This window comes from Pseudomonas sp. PF05 (assembly GCF_056521845.1).
Genome location: NZ_JBWLPW010000001.1, coordinates 146,350 through 159,069 on the forward strand (window position 1 = coordinate 146,350; position 12,720 = coordinate 159,069).

The following is a 12,720-nucleotide window of genomic DNA, read 5'->3' on the forward strand; positions in this document are numbered from 1 at the left end:
ATTCCTTGTAGGTGCTGCCGAAGGCTGCGATCTTTTCGGCTTTGCCACGAAACCAACCTTCAAGCCTGGCTGTCTCTTTTGTTAAGCAAATCATCGCTCGTCCAATTCCTGCCCCATACTTGAAGCCCAAGCGCCGCAAAGTCCTCAATCAAAGGATGCGAATGAACAAGCTCTTCCTGATACTGACCCTGCTCGTATTAGCCGGCTGCACCACAAGCGCCAAGACCCACGCAGTGCGTGGTGTCAGTGGTATCGAGGTCGACTGCTCGGGGTTGGGTTCCGGCTGGGAGAAGTGCCATAAGAGAGCGGCAAGAGAGTGCAAGGGGGCGGGTTACAAGGTGATTACCCGATCCGACGACGCGAAGGACGAAGATTGGTACCCCTTTGGCTTCAATCCGGCTGGCTATCTGACTCGCACGATGCTGGTCATTTGTCGATAGTATCTCCCTGCTTGCGCGGAAAGAGGCAGTAGGGGAGTCAAGAAGAATGTCAATACTTGGGCTGTTCAAATCCCTCCGGTCATGCTAAAACCTTTTCAAGCGATTTTCCTAGCTGCTTGAAAAAGAAGGGAAAAATATGACGAAGTCGGAGTTGATCGAACGAATTGTCACCCATCAAGGGCTACTCTCATCCAAGGATGTGGAGCTGGCCATCAAGACCATGCTTGAACAAATGTCCCAGTGCCTGGCTACGGGAGATCGTATCGAAATCCGTGGTTTCGGCAGCTTTTCCCTGCATTACCGCGCTCCGCGGGTTGGGCGCAACCCCAAAACGGGTCAGTCCGTCAGTCTTGATGGGAAGTTCGTTCCTCATTTCAAACCAGGCAAAGAGCTTAGGGATCGTGTGAATGAGGAGGAGGGGGATGACCTTTGACGGGGTAGCCCAAAAAGGAGGTGCTCATGTGGAACTTTAAGCGTTTGGCATTTGTCGTACTTGCGGTGCTCGTGGCCTCAGCTATCGTCCTGTTCGTGCTTGAAAACAACCAGCCAGTGGCACTGCTGTTTCTGGGCTGGTCAGCTCCGCAGCTTCCCGTTTCGGTTTTCGTGATTCTGGCGCTTCTCGCTGGTATGATGCTGGGGCCGTTACTCGCATGGTTCATGGGGGCGCGTCGACGATTGAAATAATGGATGGGTGAGCCCAGTAGTCTTGGTAAGGATCACTGTCTACAATTTTTCTGACTTTGGGTGCGTTTTGTTCGTATTTAATCTAACTCAGTTTAGGGTTGTATCCGCCGAGGCCTCGTCAGTCTTGCCTTTTAAAGCTTCCAGTTTGACCTGGGGCGTAACACCAAAAAAAGGAAGCGAGGCCGTACATGCAAAATAATCATGTTGATTTACAGGCGAGCGATGAAATCGACCTGATGGAGCTTGGGCGCGGAATTTTCGTCCAAAAGTGGTTGATTCTAATGGTCACTCTTTTGGTCGCCATAAGTGCAACCGCCTATGCGTTCCTTAGCAAGCCTGTCTATGAGGCCAAGCTTTTTATCATTCCTCCCACTCAGAACGGTATTGCTGAGCTAAATTATGGTCGTGGGAAAAGCACGGAACTTGATCCTTATTCGATCAAGGACGTCTACGACGTCTTTGCTCGAAACCTCCAAAGCGAGTCCCTTCGACAAACCTTCTTCAATACAACCTATCTTCCGTCCCTTGATAAATCCCAGCGCGAGGCGCCTCTCGATCGTTTGTATGAACGATTCTCTCGTGAGTTAATGATAAAGGGGCCTGGCAGAGGTACGCCGGATCGTTTCTCGGTGACTGTGCAAAGCAACGACCCTGCACAGGCTACGGAGTGGGCGAGGGCTTACGTTCAGCGTGCGAGTGTGGCTGCCGAGTCAGAGTTGATTAAGAACGTTACGACCGAGGCTTCCGTAAGGGCACGTAACTTGGAACAACGAATTGTCAGCTTGCGGGAAACTGCGCAGCGGGTGCGCGAGGATCGGATCCAACAGCTGCGTGAAGCGCTGCACATCGCAAAGGCTATCGGCCTCACGACCCCTGTCGTGAATTCAACGGCTGCAGTTGATATCACTGTGGATACGGGCAACAAATTAGATTATCAACGCGGCAGCAAGGCGCTCGCGGCCGAAGTTGAAGCTCTGGAGTCCAGGTCTTCGGATGATGCGTTCATCGGCGATTTGCGCTCGCTTCAGATGAGATATGGTTTTTATCGTAAGTTGAATGTCGATCCTGAAACTATCTCCGTTTATCGTCAGGATGGTTCTGTCGAGATACCAGAAAGCCCCATCAAACCCAGGAAAGTGCTGATCTTGGTGCTGGGAATTGTCGGTGGATTGATGCTGGGTGGTTTCTTGGCTTTGATTAGGTTTCTTATCAGTCGAAATGAGCAGCGTCAGCGCTAGAATGCTCTGGGAGCAGTACTCTTAGATAAGCAAGTGACTCGTCTGGGATGAGGAGGTGAATGTGTGTGCTCCGGCCCGCCCCCCCTCACATTTGCTCTCGACGGAGTGAGTTGAAAAATGCAGCGTCAGCTGGGCGGCGGGGCCGAAAATGGTTTGCTGACGGAGCCCAAGCCCAGCCCTCAAAAGCTGTGACAGCTTTCTCTCGATTCTTTGATGGATTGGTAGGCGAGTCCACTCAAAATTTGTACGTAGGCATCAAAAAGCTATCATTTCAAAGTAGGAAAAGTTTCCGTTATAGCTCGGGGATATGAATCATTTGAAATATCACGCTTCTAGAGGGATGCGATCAGCGCTGTCCGAGAAAGCATGAACAGCTGGACGTCTGCAGATATAGTCCCTACCATCCTAGCTAAAATTTGGTATGCGGTGTAGCGCAAACCCTGTCAGGACAAGCTTGCCGAAGAGCATCTGGTTTGGCAGGGTTATGCTTGCATGCGCCTGATCTTCTGCGTGAGCGCATCGAAATTTGTGCGGAAGTGTCCGTCCGTTTCCCGAATATGCGAACTGGCAGTCCATGGCGCTCAACCTAGCCTTTGGCGCTCTCTGCTACCGGTAGGCGACGAGCTGACGTAGCGATGAGTCGGCCCTTAAAGCGCCAGGAGGTATTTTTATGACGATGATGGGGCGCCAGCGAGGTGTTTTCATTGGTTTCCTTCATCGACAGCAGCAGGACAACCACCGCTCTCTCGGCCTTATCCAAGTCGAAGGGGGGCAGGAGTGGTGTTTGCCTCCTCAGGAAATGGAGGCCAAATCCTGGGGTGGTAGCGTGTTTTTCTGGTTTTCATTTTGATAGATCAGTGGCGAGCGGTTCATCCCATGATGACGATTCAAAGAGGGTATGTGTCACTGATCTGTAACTTATAGGCTTCGTGATTAAGGGATTCAGTAATGTCAGGCGTTAAACAATCGAGCGTAGCAAGATTTAAAACTAAGGAAGCGGTCATTGGTATCGTGGGTCTTGGCTATGTCGGTTTGCCGTTGATGCTGCGCTATAACGCGATTGGCTTCAGGGTGTTAGGCATTGATATCGACAGCTTTAAAGTAGATCGCCTCAACCAGGGTATGAGTTATATCGAGCATATACCTGGTGAGAGAATTGCCGCCGCCAGATCGAATGGTTTCGAAGCGACCACTGATTTTACTAGGGTCTCGGAGTGCGATGCTCTGATTTTGTGCGTTCCGACGCCACTCAATAAATATCGTGAGCCGGACATGAGCTTCGTCATCAATACAACTGACGCCATCAAGCCCTATTTGCGTAAGGGACAGATCGTTTCTCTCGAAAGCACAACCTACCCTGGCACGACTGAGGAGGAGCTTTTGCCTCGTGTGCAGGAAGGCGGTTTAAAGGTGGGAGAGGATATTTTCCTGGTTTATTCACCTGAGCGTGAGGATCCGGGTAATCCTAATTTCGAAACCCGGACCATTCCAAAAATCATCGGTGGTGATACCCCAGCATGTCTTGAGGTTGGCATCGCATTGTATGAGCAGGCAATTGATCGTGTGGTACCGGTGAGTTCCGCCAAAGCTGCCGAGATGACTAAACTGCTGGAAAATATTCATCGGGCAGTGAACATTGGCTTGGTGAATGAGATGAAAATCGTCGCCGACCGCATGGGCATTGATATTTTTGAAGTGGTAGACGCCGCAGCGACTAAACCCTTTGGTTTTACAGCTTACTACCCGGGGCCTGGCTTGGGCGGTCACTGTATTCCTATTGACCCTTTTTACCTCACTTGGAAAGCCCGTGAGTATGGTCTGCATACCCGGTTTATTGAGCTGTCCGGTGAAGTAAACCAAGCCATGCCCGAATATGTACTAAATAAACTTATGGACGGTCTCAATAACGCCGGTAAGGCACTTAAGGGTAGCAAGGTTCTGGTGCTGGGTATTGCCTATAAAAAGAATGTGGATGACATGCGTGAGTCTCCGTCGGTTGAAATAATGGAATTGATAGAGGCGAAGGGCGGCTTGGTGTGTTACAGCGATCCACATGTACCGTTATTTCCGAAGATGCGCGAGCACCACTTCGAACTTAGCAGCGAGCCGTTAACTGAGAGTAACATCGCTTCCTTCGATGCTGTCATCCTGGCGACCGATCACGACAAATTTGACTATTCGCTTATTAAACAGCATGCCAGACTGATCATTGATAGCCGTGGTAAATATCGAGAGCCAGCGCCTCATATTATTAAGGCTTGATGTTTGAATTTTTATCTTCGTGTCTTTAGTTATTACAGAGGTTAAATGAAAAACTTTGCTCTGATCGGTGCTGCTGGTTATATCGCGCCCCGCCATATGCGTGCTATCAAAGATACAGGTAATAATTTGGTATCTGCTTACGATATCAATGATTCTGTTGGTATTATTGATAGCATTTCTCCAAGTAGTGAATTTTTTACTCAGTTTGAGCGGTTTTATGAGCATGCGCATCAGCTCAAGCGCGACTCTCGCACTGCTCTTGATTACGTTTCCGTTTGTTCGCCAAATTATCTGCATCATGCTCATATTGCTGCTGGGCTGCGTCTAGGCTGCGATGTTATTTGCGAAAAACCGTTGGTGCCTACACCACAGATTCTTGATGAGCTGGCGCTCGTAGAGAAAGAAACCGGTCAACGAGTCTATAACATTCTCCAGTTGCGCCATCACCAAGCTATTCTTGATCTCAAGGCAAAAGTTGCTGCTCAACAGCGCTCTACCAAATACGACGTCGAGCTTACCTACATCACGTCCCGTGGGAACTGGTACATGGAAAGCTGGAAGGGGGACGCACGTAAGTCCTTTGGCTTGGCGACCAATATTGGCGTGCATTTCTACGATATGTTGCATTTCATTTTTGGAAAACTGCAGCGGAATGTCGTGCATTTTACTTCTGCGCATAAGGCGGCAGGTTACTTGGAGTATGAACAAGCTCGCGTACGCTGGTTCCTTTCGATTGATGCGAATGACCTTCCAGAAGCAGTAAAAGGAAAAAAAAGCACCTACCGATCAATCACCGTCGATGGGGAGGAGATGGAGTTTTCAGAAGGCTTCACCGACCTCCATACCATCAGCTACACAGAGATTCTTGCAGGTCGTGGCTATGGAATCGAGGATGCGCGTCATTGCGTAGAGACAGTGAATACTATCCGCTCCAGTACTGCTACCTCTGCGCAAAATGATGAAGGGCACCCTTTCCTGCGTAGTCTGTAAGTACTAAGCTTCGTGTCCGGACAGCACGTGCTTGGTGCAGTCCTCTGATCACTTCAGTGTGGCCCTGTCCTTCCGAGGACCGGGCTAACGTATTTGCAGGAGCGAAGAGTGAATTATTCCGTTCACAGCAGTGCCATCGTCGACGAAGGCGCGATTATTGGTGAAAATTCGCGTGTATGGCACTTTGTGCATGTCTGTGCCGGTGCCCGGATCGGAAAGGGTGTTTCATTAGGTCAGAATGTTTTTGTGGGTAACAAAGTTGTTATTGGCGATTACTGCAAAATACAAAATAATGTTTCTGTTTATGACAATGTTACCTTGGAAGATGGAGTGTTTTGCGGGCCAAGTATGGTCTTTACCAATGTGTATAACCCCCGTTCGTTGATTGAGCGTAAAGACCAATACCGCAATACAGTAGTCCGTAAGGGGGCTACGTTGGGTGCCAACTGCACTATCGTTTGCGGGGTAACGATTGGTCAGTTCGCATTTATAGGTGCTGGGGCGGTGATCAATCGTGACGTTCCTGCCTTTGCATTGATGGTAGGTGTACCTGCTCGACAAATTGGCTGGATGAGTGAGTTCGGTGAGCAGTTGGAGTTGCCACTGGAAGGGGATCTTTCTGTGGTGTGCCAGCACAGTGGAGCTGTTTATAAATTGGATGGCAACGTTCTCAGCAAAACGGAAGCTGGACAAAATGATTGAATTTATAGATTTGAAAAAACAGCAGCTTCGCATCAAGGATCAACTTGATGCTGCCATTCAGCGTGTATTAACCCACGGTCAGTACATTTTAGGTCCTGAAGTTACTGAGCTTGAGGGAAGGCTGGCTTCGTTTGTCGGAGCTAAACATTGCATCACTTGCGCAAATGGCACAGATGCTCTGCAAATTGCCTTGATGGCGCTGGGTATCCAGGCGGGCGATGAGGTGATCACCCCAGGCTTCAGCTACATCGCTACCGCTGAGGCCGCTGCTGTATTAGGTGCTAAGGTGGTCTATGTCGATGTTGACGCGAAGACCTATAATATGGACCCTGCTTTGCTCGAGGCTAAGATTACGTCTCGGACCAGGGCGATTATACCTGTTTCTTTATATGGGCAATGCGCTGACTTCGACGCGATCAATGCAATTGCTTCCAAATATGATATTCCAGTCATTGAAGACGCAGCGCAAAGCTTCGGGGCAACCTACAAAGGCAGGCGTTCGTGTAACTTGAGTACTATTGCCTGTACGAGCTTTTTTCCCAGTAAGCCCTTGGGCTGTTATGGCGATGGTGGAGCGCTGTTTACCAATGATGATGAGCTAGCTATAGCTTTACGTCAGATTTCGCGTCATGGGCAAGATCGAAGATATCACCATATTCGCATTGGTATGAACAGTCGTCTTGACACGCTTCAGGCTGCGGTTTTATTGCAGAAGCTGGATATATTCGAAGAAGAAATTCAGCGTAGGCAGGATATCGCACAGCAGTATTCTTCACTTTTGAACGAGGCGGCCCTACTGTCCACGCCTTATATTTCCGAGCATTCTACTAGTGTCTTTGCACAGTATACAGTCAAAGTATCTGATCGTTCGGAGCTTCAAGAGAGGCTCAAAGCTGAAGGTATTCCAACCGTGGTTCATTATCCCATCCCGCTGAATAAGCAACCTGCCGTCGCGGATGCTGCGGTGGTGCTTGCGGTCGGTGATGAAGTCGCAGAACAAGTGTTAAGCTTGCCCATGCATCCATATCTTGAAAAAGAGGACATTCAAAGAATTGTTGGTGCGATTATAGGTGCTATCTCTAAATGAGCGGTCTTTTGAGTGACCGGCGTATTTGTCCTTTTGAGAGTGCGTATGTCGCTCAATAATTTTTTGAATAGATATCGGGGTAATGATTTTTTAAGGTCCGTAACTGTATTGGCGGGTGGAACTGCTGCGGCTCAACTTTTGATGGTGCTTTTATTGCCGGTCCTGACACGATTATATTCTCCTCAAGATTTCAATACGCTTTCGGTCTATCTAGGGTTGTTGAGTATTTTTTCCGTAGTGGCGACACTTCGGTTTGAACTGGCGATATCTTTGCCAGAAGAGGATGGAGAGGCTGCGCATCTATTGGCACTTGGGCTTGGATTCTCTTTTCTTACAGCGCTATTAGTTGGATTTGGGTTGTTGTTGGGTTCTGATTTTTTTGCCGCATGGCTTGGGCTACCGAAATTGGCTGCTTGTTTTTGGGTGCTTCCCATCGGGGTTTTTTTATCGGGCGCTTACAGTGCTCTGCAATTCTGGATGGGGCGTAGAAAACGGTTTTCCCAGATTGCTAAAACTAAGATCCAACAGGCGTTGTCAGCAAGTGCGATACAGTTGCTTTACGGTGGTTTGTTCGCAGGTCCACTGGGTTTGATTCTTGGTCAAACAATAAATAATGGCGCCGGGGCGGTTGGGTTGTTGGTCAGATGCGTTCGCGAAGATAAGGCGGTGTTAACGGGTCTTCGTCTGAAAACAATGAGGGCGCTATTTTTAAAATATAGTCGCTTTCCGAAATATTCAACTTCAGAAGCTTTGTTTAATAATGCATCGATACAAGTTCCCGTCATCATAATTGCTGGCTTGGCGATAGGTCCAGAAGCAGGGTTTCTACTGCTGGCTATGCAGATCATGCAGGCACCGATAAGTCTGATTGGTAGCGCAGTGTCCCAAGTTTATATTTCCAACGCTCCAGAAAAAATGCGAACTGGAAAGCTTGCTGAGTTTACTTCGAATATTCTTTCAGGAATTGTCAGGGTTGCAGTACTACCTCTAGTCATTGGAGGTGCGCTCGCTCCTTATGCTTTTTCTATCGTATTTGGTGAAGATTGGGGTCGTACGGGCGAGATTGTTGTGTATATGATCCCTTGGATCGTGATGCAAATTCTGGTTTCGCCGATTTCCATGGTTCTTCATACCACCAATAATCAACCGACAGCGTTAGCACTCCAGTTGTTTGGCCTTGTATTGCGAGTGGGTGTCGTGTCTGCTGTGGCTGTCACTGCGCCTGGTTATTTGACTGAGGTGTATTCGTTTACAGGCTTTGTTTTCTATTTTGTTTACTTGCTAGTTGTTCTGAAGGTGGCAGGCATCAGCTTGCTGGAAGTGTTTAAGCGCAATCCCTATGTGTTGTTGATTGCTGTTGTTGTTTATCTTGCTCAATACATAGTGATGGCAAGCCACTGGTTTGCCTGGTAGAGGTTTTAATGTTTTTTTACACATTAACAAGCACCAGATTTGCATTATATCTAGCCACCTTTGCACTGTCGCTAGTGTATATGTGGATGCCATTCTTTGTTAATTATATTTTTTTGCCGAGTGAGTATTTTTTAAAGTTGTCGTTGATGACTTTTGTTTCGGTGGTTGGTATGTTCGTTGGGTACTATCTGCCATTGTTGGATTTTCGTTTCAGGGCGCGAGCAACACGGCTGATAGTAAGTGCTAGCACAGTACATGCTTTCGTTTGGGTTGTGTTTCTATCTTTTCTTTTTGTGACTTTGTACACGGCTCCCGCAATTCCTCTCGTTTCGGCAATATCGGGTGCAAGCAGTGAAGAGCTGAGCGCCCAGCGAGGGGCCTTTTTAAAGGGGCGTGAAGGCGCGGAAGCTGCGCTTATTTATATAAGCACAATTTTCATGAGTGCATTTCTGCCGTACAGTCTGGCACGGATGTTTTTGGATAAGCACCGCTTGCGGTACTTGTGCCTCTTAGTGTTCTTTGGTTATTCGTTAAGCTTCTTGCAAAAAGCGCTTTTCCTAAATGCTCTTCTACCTTTGTTATATATTGCTTCTCAGCGAAAAAAAATAAGCCTTCCGGTGGCGCTATTTTTTGTCTCCGGAGGAGCTTTGATTTTGTACGTAGTTACGCTACTGGCGATGGGCGGCGGTGAGTCCAGCCAGGCCGCAGGGGTTGGAGGGGGAATCTTCAGCCCTGAGTTCTACAGTGCTAAGTACCTTCCGGATGGCGCCTTGGATCATTTGATCTGGCGGGCTGTTTCGGTGCCGATGTTTACAGCTTCGGATACACTGGTCGTTCTCGAGCAGCAGTTCAATAATGAACCTTTGTTCGGTGCAACCAGTAATTTCTTTGCTTCATTGTTTTCCTTGGACAGGGTTTTTCTCGAGAAGCTAGTATTCGAATATGAGTGGGGATGGAATGCAACGGCGAATTCAAACGCTGTTTATTTCACGGAAGGCTATGCTAACCTTGGTTGGTTTGGGGTCTTGTTGTATTCATTTTTTGTTGGTCAGGTGTTCCGATGGTTCAGAAAGTCAGAAGATCATGCTTTCAAATCCTTGTGGTTGATTTTTTTTCTGGGTATGTTTACAAGCGGTCTTATTGGGACGTTGCTGAGTAACGGCTATATTTTGATGTTTGCGGCTTGTTTGTTTTTAAGGGTTAAGTCACCTGGCAAGATAAGCACTAATAATTCGATGGGGGGGTTATGAGTATTCCAAATGTAAGTGTTGTAATTGCGGTAAAAAATGAAGCGCTTCACGTAAAGTCTGCAGTGACAAGCGTGTTGGAGCAGCAAGGTTTGGATTTCGAAGTCATTGTCGTTGATGATGGTTCGAGCGATAATACTTGGAAGATATTGACGGAGCTTCAGTTGGAATTTCCGCAGCTTCGATTACTTAAAAATCCTAAGGCAGGTAAATGCTCGGCTTTTAACTACGGCGTTGCAAACGCGGAAGGCCGGTTTGTGTGCGTTTATGCTGGTGATGATATTATGCCGGCTGGGAGTTTGGCTGCACGTTTTGATAAGGTCAAAGGTTATGCGGCTGAGGAGTCTGTAGTTGGGCTTTGTAAGCTGATCACGATGTCGGAAAATAAGAAGTTTGACGGCCATTTGATCCCCAAGCGTTCTGGTAAAGGTGGGTTGACGGGTGTTTCATACATGATGAGCAGGCCAGTAATTTCTCGAATATTTCCCGTGCCTGAAAACTTACCTAATGAAGACACCTGGATGGAGCTTGCGGTTACATTTTTCGATTGGAAAATTGTTCATTCGGATATTGTAGGGTGCCGGTGGCGTGTGCACAGTGGTAATAGCATAAATATGCTTGGGGATTATGTTTCTTATAATAATAAACTAACGCCTCGCATGTCTGCTATTCGTCTGTTCTATGATATGCACGGGGATAAGCTCTCGCCTCAGGCCAAAGAAAAACTGTACCAAAAAGTTCTCTGTGAAGAATGTCGGGTTAAAGGTGATATCCTCGGAATCATGACCACTAAAACTGGCTTTGTGAATCGACTGAGGGCGCTTTCTACGTCTAACAGTTTTTTCTATGGCCTACGCAAACGATTATATGGACTTCTCTCTGGTTGGTGAGAAAATATGGAACATAGCTGGGGCAGCTACAAGATTTGCAATACGTGCATCATGGATAGTTCTGATCCTAGCATCTCTTTTGATGAGCATGGCATCTGCGAGTATTGTAATAATTTCCATGGTCGTATCAAGCCGAGTTGGAGTACAGGTTCGGTTGGGGAGGCCGAACTGATGAAAGTATCGGAAAAAATCAAGAAGGACGGCGAAGGTCGTGATTTTGATTGCATTATCGGTTTGAGTGGCGGCCTGGATAGCTCCTATTTAGCTTATATCGCTAAAGAAAAAATGGGGCTGCGTCCGTTGCTCTTTCATGTTGATGCTGGTTGGAATACTGATCAGGCGGTTGGAAATATTGAAAAGCTCGTGGATGGACTGGGCTTAGAATTATATACTGATGTCATTAACTGGGAGGAAATGAAAAGCTTGCAGGTGGCTTTTCTGAAAGCTCAGGTTCCGGATCAGGATATTCCCCAGGATACTGCCTTTTTTTCAGGGCTTTATAAGTTTGCCAAAGCAAATAAAATAAAATATGTGCTGACCGGGGCTAATTATTCTACCGAGTGCTGTCGTGAGCCGGAGGAGTGGGGGGCTTATCCGGGGATCGACAAGACTCTTATAAATGATATTCATGCTAAATTTGGTTTGCGTGAACTTAAGACGTTCCCTCTCGTGGATATATTGTCCTATAAGATCTATTATCGTTATGTCTTGGGTATGCAGGTCGTACGTCCTCTAAATTTGGTGCCTTACGTAAAGAGCGAAGCTGAGGAAACGCTTGAGCGCTTGTTTGGTTGGAAGCGTTTTCAGCATAAGCATCATGAATCCAGATTCACTCGTTTTTACGAAGACTACTGGATGCCGCGCAAATTTGGCTATGAGAAACGTCGCGCTCATTTCTCCAGCCTTATCATGACCGGGCAAATGACCCGGGATGCCGCTTTAGCGCGCATCGCCAAACCCGAACTGGATGAGAACTTTCTTGCTTCGGAATTTGAATACGTTGCGCATAAGTTGGACTTGACTGTTCCCGAGCTTCAGCGCATTTTCGACGGCGAAAACAAGACCTTCCATGACTACAAAAACAAACGCTTCTTGATTGGAATAGGTGCTCGTATCCTCAGCGCAATCGGATTGGAAAGACGACTGTTCAGATGATTACCATCATTGACTACGGTCTGGGTAATATCCAGGCTTTCGTGAACGTTTATCGACGTTTGCACATCCCGGTCGCAGTCGCTCAGACGGCTGCGCAGCTAGACGGTGCAACGAAGTTGATTCTCCCCGGGGTAGGCGCATTCGATCATGCGGTCGGGCGGCTTGATGCCTCAGGCATGCGATCCACGCTTGAAGAGTTGATTCTGCGTCACAAGGTTCCGGTCTTGGGCGTTTGCGTAGGCATGCAGATCCTGGCGAACAGCAGTGACGAAGGGGCCTTGCCTGGCCTTGGCTGGGTGCCTGGTCGTGTTCGGTCTTTCAAGTCGATTTCTGACCTGGCCGAGCTGCCTCTGCCGCACATGGGGTGGAACGATGTCAGTCCTTCCTCAGGTTCTGCGTTGTTCAAGGGGTTTGAGACTGACGCGCGCTTCTATTTTCTCCATTCGTTCTTCTTTGATTGTGAAGACGCTGGATATAGCGAAGCGACGTCCTCCTATGGCTCGGAGTTCAGTTGCGCGGTGCGCGCTCAAAATGTGTATGGCGTCCAGTTTCACCCTGAAAAGAGCCATCACTTCGGCGTCGGATTACTGAAAAACTTCGCGGAACTATGAC

At 47.9% G+C, this 12,720-nt stretch carries 13 protein-coding genes; all 13 read left to right on the forward strand.

Annotated elements, in window-relative coordinates; translation table 11 throughout:
• The first annotated feature begins 161 nt into the window (after positions 1-161).
• Positions 162-440 carry a hypothetical protein gene (locus tag AC09SL_RS00655; protein ID WP_058543230.1) on the forward strand — a complete coding sequence of 93 codons (279 nt, stop codon included), beginning with the start codon at positions 162-164 and terminating at the stop codon, positions 438-440.
• A gap of 136 nt (positions 441-576) precedes the next feature.
• Positions 577-873: an integration host factor subunit beta gene (ihfB, locus tag AC09SL_RS00660; RefSeq protein WP_047226313.1), complete on the forward strand. Its 297-nt coding sequence runs from the start codon at positions 577-579 to the stop codon at positions 871-873.
• 26 nt (positions 874-899) lie between these two features.
• On the forward strand, positions 900-1,124 hold the full coding sequence (locus AC09SL_RS00665) for a lipopolysaccharide assembly protein LapA domain-containing protein (protein WP_058543231.1): 225 nt from the start codon (positions 900-902) through the stop codon (positions 1,122-1,124).
• A gap of 188 nt (positions 1,125-1,312) precedes the next feature.
• Entirely contained in the window at positions 1,313-2,362 is a 1,050-nt protein-coding gene (locus AC09SL_RS00670) for an LPS O-antigen chain length determinant protein WzzB (protein WP_058543232.1), read from the forward strand.
• 948 nt (positions 2,363-3,310) lie between these two features.
• Entirely contained in the window at positions 3,311-4,624 is a 1,314-nt protein-coding gene (gene wbpA / locus AC09SL_RS00675; RefSeq protein WP_058543234.1) for a UDP-N-acetyl-D-glucosamine 6-dehydrogenase, read from the forward strand.
• Between the two features lie 45 nt (positions 4,625-4,669).
• Positions 4,670-5,614, forward strand: coding sequence for a UDP-N-acetyl-2-amino-2-deoxy-D-glucuronate oxidase (gene wbpB, locus AC09SL_RS00680; protein WP_058543235.1), 945 nt, complete (start codon positions 4,670-4,672; stop codon positions 5,612-5,614).
• Positions 5,615-5,722: 108 nt separating this feature from the next.
• Complete coding sequence (wbpD, locus tag AC09SL_RS00685) at positions 5,723-6,316, forward strand: UDP-2-acetamido-3-amino-2,3-dideoxy-D-glucuronate N-acetyltransferase (RefSeq protein WP_058543236.1); 594 nt, start codon at positions 5,723-5,725, stop codon at positions 6,314-6,316.
• The gene (locus AC09SL_RS00690) at positions 6,309-7,403 is read left to right on the forward strand and encodes a DegT/DnrJ/EryC1/StrS family aminotransferase (RefSeq protein WP_058543237.1); all 1,095 of its coding nucleotides are present in this window, start codon (positions 6,309-6,311) and stop codon (positions 7,401-7,403) included. Before wbpD ends, AC09SL_RS00690 begins: the two co-directional genes overlap by 8 nt.
• 45 nt (positions 7,404-7,448) lie before the next feature.
• Positions 7,449-8,816: an oligosaccharide flippase family protein gene (locus AC09SL_RS00695; protein WP_058543238.1), complete on the forward strand. Its 1,368-nt coding sequence runs from the start codon at positions 7,449-7,451 to the stop codon at positions 8,814-8,816.
• An 8-nt stretch (positions 8,817-8,824) separates the two neighbouring features.
• Positions 8,825-10,066, forward strand: coding sequence for a hypothetical protein (locus tag AC09SL_RS00700; protein WP_058543239.1), 1,242 nt, complete (start codon positions 8,825-8,827; stop codon positions 10,064-10,066).
• A complete protein-coding gene (locus AC09SL_RS00705; protein ID WP_058543240.1) occupies positions 10,063-10,953 on the forward strand; it encodes a glycosyltransferase family 2 protein in 891 nt (296 codons plus the stop codon). The genes AC09SL_RS00700 and AC09SL_RS00705 overlap by 4 nt, the downstream gene beginning before the upstream one ends.
• Positions 10,954-10,959: 6 nt before the next feature.
• Positions 10,960-12,108 carry an N-acetyl sugar amidotransferase gene (locus AC09SL_RS00710; protein WP_058543241.1) on the forward strand — a complete coding sequence of 383 codons (1,149 nt, stop codon included), beginning with the start codon at positions 10,960-10,962 and terminating at the stop codon, positions 12,106-12,108.
• Complete coding sequence (hisH, locus tag AC09SL_RS00715; RefSeq protein WP_058543242.1) at positions 12,105-12,719, forward strand: imidazole glycerol phosphate synthase subunit HisH; 615 nt, start codon at positions 12,105-12,107, stop codon at positions 12,717-12,719. The genes AC09SL_RS00710 and hisH overlap by 4 nt, the downstream gene beginning before the upstream one ends.
• Position 12,720: the final 1 nt, after the last annotated feature.